Source organism: Polaribacter sp. Asnod6-C07, from assembly GCF_045063625.1.
Lineage (GTDB): Bacteria > Bacteroidota > Bacteroidia > Flavobacteriales > Flavobacteriaceae > Polaribacter > Polaribacter vadi_A.
Map to the genome: position 1 here is coordinate 508,828 of NZ_JBEFOF010000005.1, position 21,571 is coordinate 530,398.

Below are 21,571 nucleotides of genomic sequence, written 5' to 3' on the forward strand. Positions count from 1 at the left end.
CGCCTCATTTTTTGAGGCGTTTTTTATTTGATATAAATATAAAATAAGTATTTTTATCGATATTGAAATAAATGAAGACACTCTATAAAAAAATTGAGGATAAAACCATTACTTGGTTTGAAGACAGAAATGAATATTTAATACTAGAAAACACAACTGCTGATGTTTTAAAGCGATTAAATAACGGAATTTCGGTTAAAGAAATTGCGCTTTCATTATCTAAAAAATTAGACGTTCCTTTAGACAAAGCTGCAGACTTTATAATTCATTTAAAAAAGGAGCTAAATGACCCAAAAAAAAGCAATAAAAAAGCAATCATTAATGATTACAGAGATATAGAAAAACCTAGAAACTATAATTTTGTAAATTATTATAAAGTAAATAATGTTGTCTTTAAAATTTCATTTTTAAGTGAGACTGAACTCGATTTAATACATCCAAAATTCTCTCATTTAATTATTGATAAAACCGAAAACTATGAAAACGAATTTGAAGTTTTTATTAATAACAATTTCATATTCTTATACGTAAATAATAAACATATAGATTCATGGAGTCATAATAATGTGCACTATTTTCAGGGTAAATTTTCTATGGAATTCATTCAAAGAATTCATCAAAAAGAAGAAAATGAATGGTTAGGAGTTTTCCATGCTTCTGCTGTAAGTAATGAAGAAAAATCTATACTTTTTTTAGGCGATTCTGGTAATGGAAAAAGTACTTCACTTGCACTTTTACAAGCCAATGGTTTTACGTGTTTAGCTGATGATTTTGTACCTGTAGATGTTAAAAAACAAGAAGTATATAGCTTTCCTGCTGCAATCTCCATCAAAAAAAATAGTTTAGAAACTTTATTACCTATTTACCCTGAACTTAAAGATGGCAAAGAATACAACTTGGTTAAGTTAAATAAAATTGTAAGGTACTTAAAACCCAATAACACTAATTACTTTGCTCACTTACCTTGCAACGATTTGGTTTTTATTAAATATCAAAAAGATAGTGAACTCACTTGTACAAAAATTTCTAAAATTGATGCATTTCAGCAGTTAATTCCTGATTCTTGGCTTTCACCTAAAACAGAAAATGCACAAGTATTTTTAGATTGGTTTGTTAATTTAAATTGTTATCAATTAACTTATTCTAACAATAAAGAAATGATAGACACTGTTCATAAATTATTTTCTAATGACTTATAAAGAAACGCTTTTTTTTATTGCAAAATGTTTAACTATTAACCAAGAAGAGAGTAATAAAATAATAGTTGAAAAAGAATTAAAGTCAGAGAATATTAATTGGGAAGCTGTTGTTAAAATAAGTACAGCTCATTTTGTTTTTCCTGCTTTATACTGCAACATAAAAAAAGCTGACTTTCTTAATTATTTACCAGATGATTTGGTAAATTATATGAAACACATCACTGATTTAAACAGAGAAAGAAATCAACAAATAATTGAGCAAGCCAAAGAAATTAATGACTTATTACTTGCCAATAATATCACTCCTATTTTTTTAAAAGGAACTGGAAATTTATTAGAAGGTTTATATGATGATATTGCTGAAAGGATGGTTGGTGATATTGATTTTATTATTTCAAAACAAAATTACCCCCTAACAATTAAAGTTTTAGCAAATTTTGGATATAAAAAAGTGCATAAAACTGATTATGATTTCCCACAATTTAAACATTACCCAAGATTAAATAAAAAAAATAATATCGCAGCTGTTGAAATACATAAAGAACTTTTAACTGAAAAATATGCAAATGAGTTTAATTTTAATTTAATAGAAAAAGACACTCAAAATATAGATAATATAACTGTACTTAGTTTTGAAAATCAATTAGCACTATCAATAATTGCTAAACAAATAAACGATCATGGTTTTTTGTATAAAAATATAACATTAAGAAATGCTTATGATGTTTTTTTACTTTCTAAAAAAACAAAAGCTTTAGCAGCTTTCAATAATTTAGCTAAACTCAAAAAACCACTAAATTGCTTTTTATCCAGTTGTTATGTGATTTTTAACAAACCTAATTCTTTAAGATATTCATCAAATAAAAACACTAAATCTTATCTTAAATTATTTAACAAATTTCTTAATGATGACATTTTACGAAAAACACATCATAAAAAAATAAGTAAAAAAATAATTTTAAATCATAGAGTGTTTATGACTTATAAATCAATTGTTAGTAAAGAACATAGAATTTGGTTTAAAAACACAATGACAGATAAAAAATGGTTAAGAAAAAAAATGATAGAATTCGGCCTAAAAAAAACTAAACCAAACGTTTAACTTCATTAAAATCTAAACCTCCATAATTACCTGAACTCATTAAAACAACTGCTGTTTTATCCAAATTCTGACTAAATAAAAACTCCTTAAATTCAGCAGGATTGGTGTAAATAATCAAATCGTCTCTTTGAAAAGCATTCGCAATTTGCTCTTTTGTAACTTCGCCTAATTGTTTAATCTTAACTGCATGAGGTGAATAAAAAACAACAGCTTTATCAGCAAAATCTAATGCTCCTTTGTATTCTGACAGAAATTCTGCATTTAAACTAGAATAGGTATGCAATTCTAAACAAGCTAAAACTGTTCTCTGAGAGTATTGTTCTTTTACAGCTTTGGTAGTTGCAGCAACCTTACTTGGACTATGTGCAAAATCTTTAAAAATTACGGTTGAATTATTTTTAGCAATTTCTTCTAAACGCTTACTTGCTCCACTAAAACTAGCAATTGCTTCATAAAAATCATCTTCATCAATTCCCATATGCTGACAAATCCATTTTGCTCCAGCTAAATTTTGTAAGTTATGTTTACCAAATATTTCTAAAGGTAAATTTCCTTCTGCTGTTTCTAAATAGGTAATTCCGTTTTCTATAAAATGATTTGGAGTTTCGTAAGGATATTTTTTAATATGATTCTCAGAAGATTCTACAATATCAGCTACATTTTCATCTTCACTATTATAAACCATGCTACCACCATTTACCATTGAATCAGTAAAAACAGAAAACTGTTCTTTATAATTCTCAAACGTCGGAAAAACATTAATATGATCCCAAGCAATTCCGCTTAAAAGAGCAATATTAGGTTTATACAAATGAAATTTAGGTCGCATATCAATTGGTGAGCTCAAATATTCATCACCTTCTAAAACAATAAAATCATTGTCTTTTGTTAAATGCACCATAGTTTCAAAACCTTCTAATTGTGCACCAACCATATAATCTACTTCTTTTTCATGATAATTTAGCACGTGTAAAATCATAGAAGTTATGGTAGTTTTACCATGAGAACCACCAATTACAACTCTAGTTTTATCTTTAGATTGTTCATACAAAAACTCAGGATAAGAATATATTTTAAGACCTAATTCTTGTGCTTTTAACAATTCAGGATTGTCTTTTTTTGCGTGCATTCCTAAAATAATTACATCTAAATCTGCAGTTATTTTTTCCGGAAACCATCCAAACTCTTTTGGCAATAATCCATATTTTTCTAATCTAGATTTTGATGGATCGTGTATAGTATCATCACTACCAAAAACTTGGTATCCTTTTTGGTGTAAAGCAATTGCCAAATTGTGCATTGCACTACCTCCAATTGCAATAAAATGAATGTTCATGTCTAAAAATTATTAAAAAGTAAAAATACAAAAGCTTACCCAATATTAATTATCTTTAGAACTAAACTCAACTAAAAATTAGTTTTACGAACTCAAAATAACAGTTTACTAATTATTAATTGTTTTACTAAATGATTTATACGTGCTTTACAACATTAAATCTATTGATTATGAAAAAAATTACAACTACTTTATTAATGCTCATATTATTCTCTACAATTACATCTGCTCAAAATAGTTTTGACAACCTCTGGTTAGAAGTTGAAAAATTTGAGGTGGATGATTTACCAAAATCTGCTTTAAAAATTGTAGAAGAAATATACGCAAAAGCAGAAAAAGAGAACAATTCTCCTCAAATTATAAAATCGCTATTTTATAAAAGTAAGTTTGCTTTAACTTTAGAGGAAGATGCCCAGTTAAAAATTATTAATAGTTTTAAAAAGCAAATTGCTAATAGTAATTTTCCTACCAGAAATGTATTAGAAAATATTTTAGCAAATTTATATTGGCAATATTACAATCAAAATAGATATAAATTTTATAACCGAACAAAAACGAATAATAAATCTAATATTGATGATTTTAGAACTTGGGATTTAGACACTTTATTTAGAGAAATTAACGGCTATTTTAATGCTTCTTTAAATGATGAAAAAGCACTTCAAAAAATAGAAATAGAAGCTTTTTCTGATATTCTTCAAATTCAAAAAACAACAAAAGAGTACACACCTACTCTATTCGATTTCTTAGCACAAAACGCACTTAATTTCTATAAAACATCCGAAAATTCAATTACAAGACCTGCTTACAAATTTACAATTGATAATCCTGATTTTTTAAGCGATGTAAATACTTTTAAAAACTTAAAAATTGCATCTAAAGACAGTTTATCACTTCAATTAAATGCTTTAAAAATCTATCAGAAATTACTTGCATTTCATATCAAAACAAACAATAAAAATGCCTTAGTAAATATTGATATAGAACGTTTAAACTTTATAAAACAACATGCAATTTTTAAGAATAAAAGTGATTTATTTTTACAAACTTTTAAAAACGCACAAGAGCAAATTGCAAACCACAAAGCTAGTGGTCTATATGCTTTTGAAATTGCAAAAATTCACAAAAACAACGCTAAAAACATACAAGCTTTAGAAATTTGTGAAAACATAATAAATAAATTTAATGACAGCTTTGGTGCAGAAAAATGTATCCTATTAAAAAAGCAAATTGAAGCAAAAACACTTTCTATTCAATCAGAAAAATACATCCCTATAAATACAAACTCTAGAATTTTAGTTACTTATAAAAATATAGAAAAACTTTTTTTTACGAGTTATAAAATCAATGAAAAACAGCAAGAAACTTTTAATAAAACCTACAGAATAGAAGATAGAAAAGCTATTTTGAAAAAGCTTGAAAAACATAAAAATTGGCAACATCAATTAAGAAATAAAGGTGATTATTTAGCACATTCATCAGAAATAATTGTTCCGAAATTAGAAAACGGAATGTATTTAATTGTTGCTTCTGAAAATGAAAATTTAGATGAAAAGTCAATTTATGGAACGTCTATTATTCAAGTTACCAATTTAACTTTAATAGAAAATACTTTTGATAAAAAATACAATTATCAAGTAGTTGATAGAAACACAGGAAAACCGATAGAAAACGCAGTATTAGATCTTAACAATAAGCAAAGAACTAAAGGTCAGTATTTTTACAAAAAACTAATTACAGATAAAAACGGATTCGCATCTTTTAAAAGCAAAAGCTATTCTAATAATGTTGATATTTCTGTAAAAACAAAAAATGATGCTGCAATTTTTGGTAGTTATTATTTCCGAAATCAAAGTACTAAAGATAATATAGAAACAGATGATGAAATATCCATAAAGCCTTTTATTTTTACTGATAGGAGTATTTACAGACCTGGACAAACTGTATACTTTAAAGTAATTGCTATTAAAAAACAAGCTGATGAATCTACAGTTTTAAAAAACGAATATGTAACAATTAGCTTAACAGATGTAAATAACCAAATTGTTAAAGAACTAAATTTAAAATTAAATGAATTCGGTTCTGTAGCTGGACAATTTATATTGCCTAACAATGGTTTAACTGGTGAGTTTGAAATAGAAGTGGATGAAAGTTCCAAATCTAAAAGTAAATTTTATGATCGTGAAAATGTTTATTTTGAAGATAGTTATAAACAAATTTCTGTTGAAGAATACAAAAGACCAAAATTTGAAACTGATTTTAAACCAGTAACTGAAAGTTATAAAATTAATGATTCTGTAACTGTAAATGGTTTTGCAAAAGCATTTTCTGGTGCCAATATTACTGATGCAAAAGTAGTGTATAGAGTTCATAGAAAAGTGCAATACCCTAGTTGGTATTATTGGCGAAATCCAAATTCATATTCAAGTTCTCAAGAAATTACAAATGGAGAAAGTATTACAGATCATTTAGGTAATTTTTCAATACAGTTTAAGGCTTTGCCTGATGAAAATGTTTCTAAAGAAAGTTTACCAATTTTTAGCTACGAAATAACTGCGGATGTTACAGATGTTAATGGCGAAAGTCGCTCAGCGACCTCAATTATTAAAGTTGGGTATCATTCTTTAATAGCTTCTTTTTCTGTGGATGACAAAATTGATAAAAACGAAAAAGAAACCATTTTAAAAATTGATACAAAAAATTTAAATGATGAATTTGTTGCTGCCAAAGGAACCATTAAAATATATAAATTACAAGCACCTAAAAATCCGTTAAGAAAAAGACCTTGGCCTGCTCCAGATTATCAAGATATTTCTGAAAATACGTTTAGAACTTTATTTCCAAACGATTCTTATTTAAAGGATGAAACTGATGCTAAAAATTGGCAAAAAGGAAAACAAGTATTTGCTGCGGATTTTAACACAGAAAACTCTAAAGAAATTATTCTAAACAACACGCAAAATTGGATTTCTGGAAAACACATCATCTTTCTAGAAAGTAAAGACAAATTTGGGCAAGATGTTAAAGACGAAAAAATTATTACTCTTTTTTCATCAAAAGAAAGTAAAGTTTCAGACAATCAATTGTTTACTATCAGTAATATTAAAGCAAATTATACTATTAATGATAATGTTGAACTGCAATTAGGTTCTGCTTCTAAAAACATGACTGTAGTTGTACAAATTGAAAAAAATCATAAAATAATAGACACAAAATTTATACAATTAAACAATAATGTCAAAACAATTCAAATTCCGATAAACAAAGAAGATATTGGTGGTTTTGCAATTAAATATCACTTTCTAAATTATAACTATTTTAAAAGCGGAAATCTGTTAATTAATGTTCCATATCCGCCTAAAAACAACATTGGTATTACCACAAATATTTTTAGAGATAAATTACAACCTGGCCAAGAAGAAACTTGGAGTTTTACCATAAAAGATGATAAAAACGATGCTATTGCTGCAGAAGTTTTAGCCTCTATGTATGATGCTTCTTTAGATGAATTTAAAACACATCATTGGAGTTTTAACCCAACACCTAATAAACCTAAATATTATTCTTATAGTTCTAGCAGCGCATATAAAAGTTTTGGGAATTCAAATTTTTACATAAAAAATAATCAAAGGAATTATTATAATTTTCCATCAATAAAAAACACAACTTACAATTGGTTTGGTTTTAGTTTTAGAAATAACAGATGGGTTAATCAACAGTATTTAAACAAGATAGCCCTTAAATTTCAAGAAGAAAAAGAAAAATCTACCTATGTTAAATCCGGAGAATTTACAGGTACTATAAAAGGAAGAGTTTCTGATAAAAAAGGGCATCTTTTAGCTGGTGTTAACATTTTAATTAAAGGCACAAAAAATATAACCATTAGCAATTTTGATGGTGAATACAGAATAACTGCTAAAAAAGATGATGTTTTAATTTTTAGCTACTTAGGATATCAATCCATAGAAATTAAAGCCGAAAATTTCTCTACATTAAATGTTTCTTTAGCAGAAAATTTAGAAGATTTAGATGAAATAGTAGTTATAGGTTATGGAACCAAAAAAAAGAAATCAGTAACTAGTGCTGTTTCTGTAATTCGTGCTGATGAAATTGAAGCTGAAACAATTTCAGAAGAGGTTACTGCTTTAAATGGATTTACTTCAGGCGATTCAATATCTAAAAATGGTGATAATATAACTCTAAGGGGAGCGAGTTCTTTAAACAACAACAACAAAGCACCATTGTATATTGTAGATGGTGTTATTGTAGAAAACCCTGATTTAAGTGCCAATGATATTGCACAGATTAATATTTTAAAAGATGCCTCAGCAACTGCTCTTTATGGCTCTAGAGCTTCAAACGGAGTTGTAATTATCAACACAAAAGAAGGACAAGCAAAACTAGATAAAGAGTTAAGCAATGTTAAAGCACGTAAAAACTTTAAAGAAACAGCTTTCTTTTATCCGCAATTAAAAACAGATAAAAATGGTAAAGTAAGTTTTTCTTTTACGATGCCAGAAGCTTTAACTCGTTGGAAATTGCAATTACTAGCACATACTACTGATGTAAAATATGCATCAAAAACAATGCAAACTATTACCCAAAAAGAGTTAATGGTTGTACCTAATGCACCTCGTTTTTTAAGAGAAAAAGATACAATTACATTCAGTGCAAAAATTACCAACTTAACAAATAACCAATTAAGTGGTTTTGCAAAACTAATTTTAACGGATGGTATTTCTGGAAAAGAAATTAATACAGAGTTACAAAACAAAAATGCTAACAAAAATTTTATTGTAGACAAAGATGGCAATACTAACGTATCTTGGCATTTAGCAATACCAGAAAACATACAAACTGTACAGTATAAAATTGTTGCAAAAGCTGGTGATTTTTCTGATGGAGAACAAAATGTATTACCAGTTTTAACGAACAGAATGTTAGTTACAGAGACATTACCAATGTGGGTTCGTTCTAATCAAACCAAAACTTTTACGTTAGATAAATTGAAAAACAACACCTCATCAACCTTAAAAAATCATAAGTTGACTTTAGAGATAACGTCAAATCCTGTTTGGTACGCAATTCAAAGTTTGCCTTATTTAATGGAATATCCTTATGAGTGTGCAGAGCAAACTTTTTCAAGATATTATGCAAATACTTTAGCAAGTTTTGTCGCAAATTCTAATCCTAAAATTCAAGAAGTTTTTAATGCTTGGAAATCTTCGGATGCGCTTTTATCGAACTTAGAAAAAAATCAAGAATTAAAATCTTTAATTATTCAAGAAACACCTTGGTTAAGAGATGCTGAATCAGAAACCGAGCAAAAGAAACGCATTGCTTTATTGTTCGATTTAAATAAAATGAAAAATGAACAAGAAAAAGCAATTCGCAAACTAGAAGATATTCAAATGAATTCTGGAGGGTTTCCTTGGTTTAAAGGCAGTAGTCACGAAAGTAATTTTATAACCCAACATATTGCCACTGGTTTTGGGCATTTACAAAAATTGGGCGTTACCGATTTTAATTCATCAACAGAAAATATGATTAAAAATGCTGTTCATTTTTTAGATGATGAAATAGCAGAACAATATAAAAAGCTATTAAACAAAGCAGAAGAAGCAAAACAAAAAGCAAAAACAAAAAAGAAAGGAGAAAAAGCGTATCAAGATTATTTATCAAACAATAACTTGAATTATTTTACCATTCAATACTTGTATATGCGTAGTTTTTATGCTGATTTTTCTATGGATGACAATCTTAAAACCGCTTTTAATTACTATCAAAAGCAAACAGTTACCTATTGGAAAGACTATAATTTGTATGCAAAAGGACAAATTGCTTTATCATTATTTAGAAATGATAAAAAAACAATAGCCAATAAAATTTTAAAATCGTTAAAAGAAAACGCTATTATTTCTGATGAATTGGGTATGTATTGGAAAAATAATACTGCTGGTTATTACTTTTATCAAGCACCTGTAGAAACACATTCTTTATTAATAGAAACCTTTTCTGAAATTAAAAATGATGAAAAAACTAATGATAATTTAAAAATTTGGTTGCTAAAAAACAAGCAAACTAACAGATGGAAAACCACAAAAGCAACAACAGAAGCTGTTTATGCTTTACTTTTAAATGGCAGTAACTGGATTTCTACTACTGAACTAGTAGATATAAAAATCGGAAATCGAAAAATGGACCCAACAAAGTTGGATGATGCAAAAATTGAAGCTGGAACTGGTTATTTTAAAACTTCTTGGAATGGTAGTGAAATTACTCCAGAAATGGCAACTGTTACCATCAGTAAAAAAAATAATGGTATTGCTTGGGGTGGTTTATATTGGCAATATTTTGAAGATTTAGACAAAATTACATCCGCAGAAACACCCTTAAAATTAAAGAAAAAACTATTCCTAAAAGTAAATTCTGATACTGGTAAAGAACTAAAAGAAATTACTGATAAAACACATTTAAAAGTTGGAGATTTAATTACAGTAAGAATTGAATTAAGCTCAGACAGAAATATGGAATTTATTCATTTAAAAGATATGAGAGCTTCTGGTGTAGAACCTATAAATGTACTTTCTAAATACAAATGGCAAGACAATTTAGGGTATTATGAAAGCACAAAAGATGCTGCTACCAATTTCTTTTTTGATAGACTACCAAAAGGTGTATATGTTTTTGAATATGATGTTAGAGTAAATAACGCTGGTAATTTTAGCAATGGTATCTCTACCATACAAAGTATGTATGCACCAGAATTTAGTAGCCACTCAGATGGTATACGTTTAAAGATTGAGAATTAATTTTTATCGATTTTAACAATATCTTATTCATATGAGTTAAAAAAGTAAAACTATTAAATTTAGATTTGCATCATTATTAATTTTAAAATAATACTAATATTATGAAAAAATATATCTTATCAATTGGTTTATTATTCGCGTCTGTAATCTCTATGAACGCACAAAGTATTTCTGACAATGCTATTGGTTTACGTTTTGGTGGTGGAGATGGTGTAGGAGGAGAAATTTCTTATCAAAAAGCTTTAGGAAGTAACAATAGATTAGAAATTGATTTAGGTTTAGCTAATGAATTCTCTAACTTTAAAGCAACTGGATTATATGAATGGGTTTGGAGTCTAGAAGACCAATTAAACTGGTACGCAGGTGCTGGTGGTGGAATTGTTTCTGCAAACGGAACAGGTATTTATGGTTCTGGAGTTATTGGTCTAGAATATGATTTTAATGCACCAATCTTATTATCTATCGATTACAGACCAGAAATAGGTTTTGCTGGTGGTTTAGATGGTTTAAACTCAAATGTAGCATTATCAGTTAGATACCAATTTTAAGCACATTCAATAAAAAAAATAAGAATTATTTAACATTTTTAAGTAATTCTTATTTTTTTTACATATATTCGTCTTGTATTTTAGTTTAACCCCCAAAACAAATAATATGATTTCTTTCTTTTTTACTATCAGATTTTCTCTAATCTTAGTTTACAACAAACATTTTCACAACATTTTACATAAATAACTAGCAAAACAATAACTAGCTTATTTACAAACAATTAGTAATATCCAGAAATTTCTGTGATAGACTAATTATCAACGTATTTATAATTTATAATAAAATTATCAACATTAATAAATGAATTAAAAAAACTACTAAATTAAATACTTATGAAGTCCCCCAACATTATACTTTTCGTTATTATTAACGTTATGTCTTTTTCTTTACATGCTCAATTAAATAACTTAAATGAGAATAATCTTCAAAATGATTTTTCAAATTTTACTGAAAACACTATTTTAAATTCTGATACAAATACAGAATTATGGTATAATAATGTTTTTACTAAAACTTCAGAAAACGAAGCTCAAACAATAGACGAAACTATTTCAGAAGAAAAACCTTCTTCGAAAAGTAATTTCTTTAAAAGTCTTATAGGCAAAAATGATCCTTGTACAGATGGTGCTATTATAGGCACACCTACTGCCAATGATACTGATGGTGATGGAGTTAACAATATCTGTGACTTAGATGATGATAATGATGGTATTTTAGATGAAGACGAAGCATGTGCTAACACAGTTACTAGTTTCCCAAATGCAGAAAAAGGTTACTTATTTCAAGGAAACCCAACGAATGTTTATTTAGTTGATTTAGATACTGGTGTTTCTACGCTGCATCAAACACTTTCATACTATATTAACGGAGTAACTGTAAACGAAGATGATGGTTATTTTTGGGCAATTAATAAAAGTTCTAATCAAGTAGTTTTAGTTGACCCTTATACCTTTAACATTGTTGATACCTTAAACATCAGTGATTCTGCAGTTTCTGGAGCTTATGACCCAATTAAAAAACAATATGTAACTGCTACTCCTTCATTAGTTCAAGTTTTTGATGGTGATCCAGATTCTCCAACTTATAAAACAGAAGTTTCATCTTTTTCTAGATCAGGTGGAAATTTAATTGATTTAGGATATAACACATCTGATGGAAATATTTATGGTATAAAAAATAGTTCTAATGAACTTCATAAAATAGATACTACAAACGAAACTGCTACAATTGAAGGGAATATTTCTGGCCTACCATCAGGTAATTATGGAGCAATTTATACAACTTTAGATGGTAATTTTTACATGAGTAATAACACTACAGGTGATATTTATATAATGGAGTTAAGAAATGGATTGACAGCCACCGTTTTTTCAAACGGCCCTGCTTCAAGCACAAATGATGGTGCAAAAGTTTTAAGTGTAGATTTATCTGGTAACCAAGTTTGTTTAGATACAGACGATGATGGTACACCTAACTCTCAAGATTTAGATTCTGATGCAGATGGTTATTACGATGTTGTAGAAGCTGGTGGTGTAGATAATGATGGTGATGGAATGTTAGATGGAAATGGTTTTGACTCTGAAGGTAAAGTAACTGGTGGATCTGGAGGATACAATGGTTCTAGTGGTTCAGAAAACCAAGCTCACAGAATGACTATTACTACATCTCCATCAGATGATACTACTGGCTTTGGTGGCACTGCTTCTTTCTCAGTAATAGCTACAGCAGAGCAAGCAACCAATTATTTAAACGGAAGTCCTGTTTACGATTCTCCAGGAAATGCTTCTGCTAGAATTATTTATCAATGGTATTTAGGAAATCCAGATACAGATGGCATTGCTTTAACAGATACTGGGGTATATTCTAACACAAATACTGCAACTTTAACTATAAGTTCTGCTACAGGTTTATATACAAACAGATATTATGTAAGATTAACACATTTAGATAATGATAATTTAGAAGAAACTGAAAATGCACAATTAATTGCTAATCCTTGTGATTCAGTAGCTTCTGGAAACCCAGATAATGATGGTGATGGTATTTCTGATTCTTGTGATGAAGATGATGACAATGATGGAATATTAGATTCTAATGAATCGAGTTCTGATACTGATGGTGATGGACTTATTGATACATTTGATACAGATTCTGATAATGATGGTTGTTATGATGTTACTGAATCTGGTGGTATTGATGCTAATGGAGATGGAATTTTAGATGGAACAAGTTATAACCAATCAAATGGTCAGGTGACTGGCGGTTCTGGAGGTTATAATGGTGTTACTGGTTATGAAGCAATTGCACAAACAGTAGAAATAACTTCTTCTCCTTCTAATAGCAGTGTTCTAGAATACGAAACAGCTTCATTTACAGTAGTTGGTCAATCTTCAACTGCAACTTCTTATAATAGTGGTACTCCTATTTATGGAAACCCAGGGAATGATAATGACAATATTACCTACCAATGGTATATTGGTGATCCTGAAAATGGTGGAGAAGCAATTACAAACCAAGGTATATATTCAGGAGCAGATACAGCAACTTTAGATATAGAAGTAGTTAGTGGTTTAGATAACACAACTTATTATATAGTTATAGGTAATTCAAATCCTTGCGCTACTGAAGTTCAGCAAGCTTTATTATCTGTTTCTACCTCTACAGCAAACACTTCTACACTTATTATTAGTCAGTATATAGAATCTGATTCTGGTACAGCACCAAGAGGTATAGAAATTTTTAACCCAACAACAGGGACATTTAATTTTTCTAACAATAATGTTTGTATAAATATTGCAACAGAAGGTAATAGTGCAAATTACTCTAATGCTTTAACCATTTCTTCTGGTACACTTTCTGGTGGTGAGGTTTTAGTTGTTGGTTCTTCTGAAATTGAAGATTATTTAACAGAAAATGAACTTACAGACGTTACTTTTATAGAACATGATTTTAATTTTGATGGTGATGACACCATTATACTATCAAACATTACAACTTCTGGTGGTACTGTTTATGATATGTTTGGTGAATTAACAGCAACAGATCCAGGAGATTCTTGGTCTGGTGGAGGTGTAGAAACTAGAAATTGTAATTTAAGTATTAAAGATTACGAAAATGACAATCAGTTTTTTAGCTCAGGTACAAGTTCTGGTTGGTCTAACCCAAGTACAAGGTTTAAACAAACTAACTCTAATCCTTCAGGTACAAGAGGATTAAGAGGTTGTGGAGAAGCACCTATAAAAAATGTTTGGGTTGGTAATGATAGTGAAGACTTTCATAAACGTAGCAATTGGAAAAATAATACACATAAAAATTTATATTGCGACAATGTAACAATACCAAATACAGGAGTTACAAATTACCCAACATCTTATAGCCCAGTAAATTTAAAATCTCTAAAAATAAAATCTGGTGCAAGATTTAATTCTTTATCTTCTTGTTCTGGTAGAGTTAGGCAAGAAAGAGAAACCACTTCTACAAACTGGTACTTAATGGGATCTCCACTTAATGGTCATACTTTTAATGATGAGTTTGTTACAGCTAACAATATACCAACCTTAAATACAGATATAGCAATTGCAGAATATCTTACACCTACAGATTCATGGAGCTATTTACAAACAGGTGGTTCATTGAATGCTACACCTGGTGTTGGTTATTCTATAAAAAGAGATAATACAGAAGAACCTTTAACTTTTACAGGAACTTTAAATACAGAAAATGTTACAATACCTGTTTTAAACACAGGTTGTGGTTACAATTTAATCTCTAATCCTTACTCTACAAATATTAGCACTCAAGACTTATTACAAGACAATACTTCTGATTTAGTAATGGAAGCTGTTTGGGTATGGAATCAACAAGAAGACAATTATGAAGTTTATGTTGGTGCTGATGATTTTATTGCTGCTCCAACTCAAGGGTTTTTAGTAAAAGCTAGAAACAACACAAATATTACAATTAATAAAAATGTTAGATGTCATTCGTGTTCTGGTAGTTTTCAAAAAACAGCAAAATCAGAAATTATTTTAAATATGACTGATGGTAATAAAAATAGAGTTGCTAAAATATACTATAATCAAAATGCTACTACAGAGTTTGATAATGGTTTAGATGGTAGAACTTTTCATGGAATTGCAAATCCTTTAGATATTTATACCCATTTATTAAGTAGCAATTCAAATGTAGAGTTTCAAGGTGTAAAATTTCAAGTACAATCATTACCAAATTCTGATTATGAAAACATGGTTGTACCTGTAGGAATAACTGCTGCTCTAGGCGAAGAAATTACCATCAATGCAGAAATAAATAACCTACCTTCAGACATAAATGTTTATTTAGAAGATAGAGAAAACAATACTTTTACAAATTTAAGTCTAGAAGATTTTAAAATCACTTTAAATGCTTCTTTAAATGGTATTGGTCGTTTTTATATACATACCACTACAAACAGTGTTTTAAGTACAGATGATATTAGTGTAAATACAGACTATATAAATATCTATAATTCATCAAAAAACATTTTAACTATTGCAGGTTTACAAACTAAAAATGCAGAAATTAAAATGTATGCAATAGATGGCAAACAAGTATTAAATACTAAAATTACATCAACTGGTTTAACTACAATAAAACTTCCAAAACTATCTAAAGGTATTTATATTGTAAATTTAGATGATAATGAAATACAATTATCAAAAAAGATAATCATCAATTAATCCCCTAACTTTTTTAAAATTTAATAATGAAAAATTCAGAACAAAAATCTAAAGAAATTACAAGAAAAGAAGCATTAAAAAAACTCGGTAAATATAGTAAATATGCAGCTTTAACTGCATTAGGCACTTATGTAGTTTTAAACCCAAAAAAAGTACAAGCTTTTAGTGGTGGCCCAGCTACACCTGGTGATGATTGGGGTTCATAAAAATTATAAAAAGCGCCTCCTAAAAATGAGGTGCTTTTTTTAAAATATTCTAAAACTAGGATTAAAAAAAACCGATAACCAAACAAAATGATTACAACTGTTTCTAAAATATTAGATTATGAACTATAAAGAAACGCTGTTTTTTATTGGTAAATGCTTAACCATTAACCGAGAAAAACATAATCTAGAAATTATAAAAAATCAGTTAAAAAACGAAGCTATTAATTGGGAAGCAGTTGTAAAACTAAGCACAAGTCACTATGTTTTCCCTGCTTTATACTGCAATCTTAAAAAAGCCAATCTTCTTAGTTATTTACCATCAGATTTAGTTGATTTTATGCAACACATTACACAATTAAATCTCGATAGAAATTTAGAAATTTTAAAACAGGCTAAAGAATTAAATAAACTTTTAATTGAGAATAATATTACACCAATTTTTTTGAAAGGTGTAGGAAGTCTTTTTCAAGATATTTATGATGATATTGCAGAAAGAATGATTGCTGATATTGATTTTATAGTTTCTAAAGAAAATTACATCAAGGCAATTATCTTAGTTAAGAAATTTGGTTACACTAAAGTAAATAAATTTAAACATCATTCACCTGTATTCAGACACCACCCAAGATTACATAAAAAAGATTGTGTAGCTCCTGTAGAAATTCATAAAGAGGTTTTAATTCAAAAATTTGCAGACGAATTTAATTTTAATCTTATTGAAAAAAACTGTATTAAAATTAATGATATAACTGTTTTAAACTACGACCATCAATTGTCTTTATCTATACTTTCTAATCAGATAAATGATGATGGTTATTATATAAAAAACCTTACTTTAAAACACGCCTATGATGCATATTTATTATCAAAAAAAACAAATGCTAAAAAAGCTTTTCAACAATTCTATCACTTAAAACATCCTTTGAATTGTTTTTTAGCCTCATGCTATCAAACATTTAATAAGATTGACTCACTAACTTACGAGTCTAACTCAGAAATAGAACAGTATTTAGAAGATTTTAACTTGTATTTAGTTGATGAAAAAAAACGTAAAAAAGATTATAAGAAGATTAAATTGAAGCTATATCTTATCAGAAAAAGAGATTTTATATTAAAAACAATTTCACATAAAGAATATAGAAATTGGCTTATTAATGATTTATTAATAAGGTTAAAACTTAAAAAAATGGCAGCTTAATTTTATTTTTTTATAACCTTTTTCTTTTTGCTCGCTTTTGCAAGCGGATTAAAATCTAAGGCCAATTGCAACCAATAATGTAAATCAACCTCTAAATCATAAGCATCCACAGATAAAAAAACATACCCTTTCATTGTTATACCTGTAAAGTTCATTTCTTTACAACCTTCCTTTTTTAGAGATTCTTCATATTTATCAGGATGAATTCTTGCCATAATTTCATCTTTCATAACACCTACACACATTTTATCATTTATCATAAAACAAGTGCCACCAAACATCTTTTTTTCATTAAAAGAAACCTTTTTATCTATAAAAAACTGCGCAATTCTATCTGCTAAAAACTCATTATAAGCCATTTAGTTTATTGTTTTTTTGGAGGATATTGGGTTAAAATTTTGCTGATAATATTTTTAAAATGTAATTCTTTCTCTTCTGTCTCTCGTTTTTCTTTAATGGTAGAATTTAAAATCCCTTCCCAAATAATTGCATTGGTTTTAGCATTTACAAACTCAATTATGAATTCTTCATTTAATTTTTTACTTCCTATAGGTATTCCTCCAGAAATTCCAAAACCACCATTTCTATTTCCAGAACCAATACCAATTCCTATAGAATTAGAGTTCTGAGCTTCTGAATAATTAGCAATTGTATTGATATAAAAATCAGGATTATCATTTTGCGTTAATCCTTTTTTATTAAGCTCTGTATTTAAAGTTGATAAAACTCTTTTTATATCTAACTCGTTTAATCCTTTACCTAAATCTTCGAAAAAATTATAGGTTTTAAAGTTATTAAAATCGATTTCAGAGTCGTAATCTGCTATCACTTTAGATGATGAGCAACTCATCAATAAAAACAAAAAAAGAAACTTAATATACTTCATTTAAACTGTTATTATTACTCTTCTAACACTACTCTTGTTGGAGTATCTTTTCCATTAATAATACTTGCAGTACCTTTTGCAACTGCCTGAATAGTTTGCGTAATTACTGTCATATTTAAAGATTCTACTTCGTCTGAAGCTTTATGGTAATCTTTATCTACATCAATAGGTGTTGTAGAAAAAGTATGAGAAGGTACCCCTAACCTAGCCAAAGAAGCATTATCTGATCTAAAAAATAAATTAAACTTTTTATACGGATCAGGAAATAATTGATAACCTGTTCCTTCTAAATTTTTCTGAATTATTTTACCAAAATCTGATCTTTCAAAACCTGTTAACCAAGCTGTATTTGGCCCAAAACTTGGTATTTTCCCAATCATTTCTAAATTAATACCAGCTACAAATTTACTAGCATCAATTCCTTTTCCAAAATGACTTGAACCTACTAACCCCATTTCTTCTGCAGTAAAAGCAGCAAAAACAATAGTTCTTTCATTACCCACTTTCTTAAAATATTCTGCCAAAGCTAAAACACCAGCTACACCAGAAGCATCATCATTTGCGCCATTATAAATACTATCTAATTCGCCTTCTTTTTTTCTGATTCCTAAATGATCATAATGTGCAGAAATTAATACATATTCGTCCTTTTTACTTTTACCCTCTAAAACACCAATAATATTTGCACTTGTAATTTCTTCTTTACTTCTTCTTGGTGTAAAATTAAAAGTTTGCCTGTAAGAATCTAAACCATTAAAAGTGGTTAAACCAATTTTTTTATACTCATTTTCTATATATTGTGCAGCTTTTTCTATACCTTTTGTACCAGATTTTCTACCTTCCATATCATCAGAAGCTAATGTGTATAAGTGTTTTTTCACTGTTGCAGAATCAATAAAAAATGGTAAAACTTCCTTTTTTAAATTGCTAGTTTTTTCTGCTGATGCTCCATCTACACCATCTTTACCATCATTTCCTTTAACAGCTATTTTGCAGTTGCTCAATAAAAACAATCCTAATACAACTAATATTTTAAATGCTTTCGTCATAATATTTCTAATATTTTAAAGCATAAATATAACTAATTTAAATGCTTATTTTTGTGTAAAATTTTACAAATGATATTATCTGAAATTCCGAATATAAAACATACAAATGCTAATAATTTCTTTTTGCTTTGTGGGCCTTGTGCAATTGAAGGCGAAGAAATGGCGTTAAGAATTGCTGAAAAAGTAATTACTATTACTGATAAATTAGAAATACCTTACATTTTTAAAGGAAGTTTTAAAAAAGCAAACAGAAGTAGAATTGATAGTTTTACAGGAATTGGAGATGAAAAAGCATTAAAGATTTTACGTAAAGTTTCAGAAACATTTAATGTACCTACAGTTACAGATATTCACGAAGTTTCTGATGCTGCAAAGGCTGCTGAATATGTAGATGTTTTGCAAATTCCTGCGTTTTTAGTTCGTCAAACAGATTTGGTAGTTGCTGCTGCAAAAACAGGAAAAGTGGTCAACTTAAAAAAAGGACAATTTATGAGTCCTGCAGCCATGAAACACGCTGTACAAAAAGTAAAAGATGCAGGCTCTAACAAAGCTTGGATTACAGATAGAGGCACCATGTTTGGTTACCAAGATATGATTGTAGATTTTAGAGGAATTCCAGAAATGCGCGAATTTGCACCTACTGTTTTAGATGTAACCCATTCTTTACAACAACCAAATCAAACTGCAGGTGTTACAGGTGGAAGACCAGAAATGATAGAAACCATTGCAAGAGCTGGAGTTGTAAATAATGTTGATGGTTTATTTATAGAAACCCATTTTGACCCTGCAAACGCAAAATCTGATGGCGCAAATATGTTACATTTAGACAATTTAGAAGGTCTTTTAAGTAATTTGGTTACAATTCGTAAAACGATTAATAGTTTATAAATACAATTTATTTTAAAATAGTTTTTGGGCGTTTTAACAGGCTTTCGCTACTCGCTTTTTTTCTGAAAAAGAAAAAAGAGCTCAAACAGACCACTCAATCCTTAACGCGCTCACTCAATTCAATAAAACAGAAACATATATCCTGCAAGGTTTGCAAAACCTTGTAGGCATTTATTCTTTAAAACAGAAAACCTAGAAGTTTTTAAAGCAACCTTGCAGAAAAGGCACAATATTTGATTTCTTAAGTTGTTTAATACACTATAATGAAACAACTCTTCTTTTTTCTTTTAATTTCTACTGCTAATTTTTCTCAAGATTTTGAAAAAGTTGATGCCAAAGTTTTACAATATCAAAGGTTTTCTGAGGTAGATGATTTAGCCAATAAAATTGAAAGCGATTTTACTAAAGATATCGATAAAGTAAGAGCTGCCTTTTTTTGGCTGACAAAGAACATCAGATATAATTTAAAAGAATACTACAATCCTAGGCAAAGAAAATATCGATTTAGATATGCATCCGAAGAAGAAAAAGTATTAAAACTACAAGCTATTAAAGATGAATTGGTCAATACAGCTTTTAGAACAAAAATGGGTGTTTGTGAAGAATATGCACAATCTTTTAAGAAAATATGTGATTTATTAAAGATTGAATCTCAAGTAATAAAAGGCAATGTTAGAAGTAATTCCAATGAAATTGGCAAGATAGAAAGCTCCACAAATCATGCTTGGAATGCTGTAAAAATTAATGATGATTGGATAATTTTAGATGCAACTTGGGCAGCTGGTTACGAATATAATGGCAAATGGATTAGAGAGTTTAATAATTACTTTTTTAATATGCCTAAAGATAAAATTTTTAAAACCCATTTTCCAGAAGACAACCTTTGGGTGTTACGTTTTGGTAGAATGAGCATTCAAGAATTTTACAATCAGCCAATTTATAGTCAGACTTTTTTGAGTTTACAAGCTGAATTAATTGCACCAAAAACTGGAATAATCAACCTAAAATCATCAGAGAGCATCACTTTAAAATTTAAAAATCTAGATACAAATGCACTTATTTTTTATACTCTAAAAGGAAATAAATTTGCATTAAAACCAGTTATAAAATCGGAAAATGGTATTACTACATTATCAATAAAAAATCCGAATAGAAATACAGACTTGGTTTTATTTATCAATAAAGAAGATGCTTTGCATTTTAAAGTTAAGGCTAGGTAAAATAAAAAAGACTTCTAGACAAAACTTTTAACTCCTTTTATAAAAACCTTTTTCTTTTAGTTGATGTGCTTCATCTAAAACCGTTAATAAAATTTCTTCATTAATATCATCTAACTTAAAATACCTTAGAGATTTTACTACTTTTCTGTTGTCTGAAATCAAATACTCATTATACTTAGTTAAATGTGCAGAAACCCAGAAAACAACATCTACATGTCCTTTCTTTTTAGACGGGTTTAAATAGCAAAAAGGTCTATCATTTAAATAATAAAAGGGAATTTTCCATTTAAATTTTAAATCAACTTCAGGAAAAGAACCTTCAATTAAAATCTGTAAATGCATTAACATAGACTTAAAAGGTTCTTGTTGATTTAAAATGTATTCTTCTGCAGGTTTCATTTTATTGTA

14 protein-coding genes are annotated in these 21,571 nt (G+C 28.5%); 9 read left to right on the top strand and 5 right to left on the bottom strand.

Annotated elements, in window-relative coordinates:
* Positions 1–71: 71 nt before the first annotated feature.
* A complete protein-coding gene (locus tag ACJJVK_RS02250; RefSeq protein ID WP_405562696.1) occupies positions 72–1,199 on the top strand; it encodes a hypothetical protein in 1,128 nt (375 codons plus the stop codon).
* The gene (locus ACJJVK_RS02255) at positions 1,189–2,301 is read left to right on the top strand and encodes a nucleotidyltransferase family protein (protein ID WP_405562698.1); all 1,113 of its coding nucleotides are present in this window, start codon (positions 1,189–1,191) and stop codon (positions 2,299–2,301) included. Before ACJJVK_RS02250 ends, ACJJVK_RS02255 begins: the two co-directional genes overlap by 11 nt.
* On the opposite strand, the gene murC is transcribed toward ACJJVK_RS02255, so the two are convergent.
* Positions 2,285–3,637: a UDP-N-acetylmuramate--L-alanine ligase gene (murC, locus tag ACJJVK_RS02260; protein ID WP_405562701.1), complete on the bottom strand. Its 1,353-nt coding sequence runs from the start codon at positions 3,635–3,637 to the stop codon at positions 2,285–2,287. The two genes, ACJJVK_RS02255 and murC, sit on opposite strands and share 17 nt — an antisense overlap.
* 170 nt (positions 3,638–3,807) lie before the next feature.
* Here murC and ACJJVK_RS02265 point away from each other — a divergent pair, with 170 nt between their 5' ends.
* The 5 genes from ACJJVK_RS02265 (at position 3,808) to ACJJVK_RS02285 (ending at position 17,120) form a co-directional block, all read left to right on the top strand.
* Entirely contained in the window at positions 3,808–10,449 is a 6,642-nt protein-coding gene (locus ACJJVK_RS02265; protein WP_405562704.1) for an MG2 domain-containing protein, read from the top strand.
* 101 nt (positions 10,450–10,550) lie between these two features.
* Positions 10,551–10,997 (top strand): hypothetical protein, encoded by a 447-nt coding sequence (locus ACJJVK_RS02270; RefSeq protein ID WP_215992943.1) that lies wholly within the window; start codon positions 10,551–10,553, stop codon positions 10,995–10,997.
* 333 nt (positions 10,998–11,330) lie between these two features.
* Positions 11,331–15,716: a DUF6923 family protein gene (locus ACJJVK_RS02275; RefSeq protein WP_405562709.1), complete on the top strand. Its 4,386-nt coding sequence runs from the start codon at positions 11,331–11,333 to the stop codon at positions 15,714–15,716.
* A gap of 26 nt (positions 15,717–15,742) precedes the next feature.
* Complete coding sequence (locus tag ACJJVK_RS02280; RefSeq protein ID WP_215992941.1) at positions 15,743–15,922, top strand: hypothetical protein; 180 nt, start codon at positions 15,743–15,745, stop codon at positions 15,920–15,922.
* Positions 15,923–16,040: 118 nt separating this feature from the next.
* Positions 16,041–17,120 (top strand): nucleotidyltransferase family protein, encoded by a 1,080-nt coding sequence (locus ACJJVK_RS02285; protein ID WP_405562712.1) that lies wholly within the window; start codon positions 16,041–16,043, stop codon positions 17,118–17,120.
* A 2-nt stretch (positions 17,121–17,122) separates the two neighbouring features.
* On the opposite strand, the gene ACJJVK_RS02290 is transcribed toward ACJJVK_RS02285, so the two are convergent.
* Genes ACJJVK_RS02290 through ACJJVK_RS02300 form a run of 3 tightly spaced genes read right to left on the bottom strand, consistent with a single transcriptional unit; the run spans position 17,123 to position 19,055 of the window.
* The gene (locus tag ACJJVK_RS02290; RefSeq protein ID WP_405562715.1) at positions 17,123–17,479 is read right to left on the bottom strand and encodes a TfoX/Sxy family protein; all 357 of its coding nucleotides are present in this window, start codon (positions 17,477–17,479) and stop codon (positions 17,123–17,125) included.
* A gap of 5 nt (positions 17,480–17,484) precedes the next feature.
* Positions 17,485–18,006, bottom strand: coding sequence for a DUF4136 domain-containing protein (locus ACJJVK_RS02295; protein ID WP_405562717.1), 522 nt, complete (start codon positions 18,004–18,006; stop codon positions 17,485–17,487).
* A gap of 14 nt (positions 18,007–18,020) precedes the next feature.
* Entirely contained in the window at positions 18,021–19,055 is a 1,035-nt protein-coding gene (locus ACJJVK_RS02300; protein WP_405562719.1) for a M28 family peptidase, read from the bottom strand.
* A gap of 69 nt (positions 19,056–19,124) precedes the next feature.
* On the opposite strand from ACJJVK_RS02300, the gene kdsA reads away from it, so the two are divergent.
* Both kdsA and ACJJVK_RS02310 read left to right on the top strand, forming a co-directional pair.
* On the top strand, positions 19,125–19,943 hold the full coding sequence (gene kdsA, locus ACJJVK_RS02305; protein WP_405562722.1) for a 3-deoxy-8-phosphooctulonate synthase: 819 nt from the start codon (positions 19,125–19,127) through the stop codon (positions 19,941–19,943).
* A 263-nt stretch (positions 19,944–20,206) separates the two neighbouring features.
* Positions 20,207–21,163, top strand: a complete 957-nt coding sequence (locus tag ACJJVK_RS02310; protein ID WP_405562724.1) for a transglutaminase domain-containing protein — start codon at positions 20,207–20,209, stop codon at positions 21,161–21,163.
* Between the two features lie 27 nt (positions 21,164–21,190).
* On the opposite strand, the gene ACJJVK_RS02315 is transcribed toward ACJJVK_RS02310, so the two are convergent.
* The gene (locus ACJJVK_RS02315) at positions 21,191–21,562 is read right to left on the bottom strand and encodes a DUF1801 domain-containing protein (RefSeq protein ID WP_405562727.1); all 372 of its coding nucleotides are present in this window, start codon (positions 21,560–21,562) and stop codon (positions 21,191–21,193) included.
* Positions 21,563–21,571 lie beyond the last annotated feature (9 nt).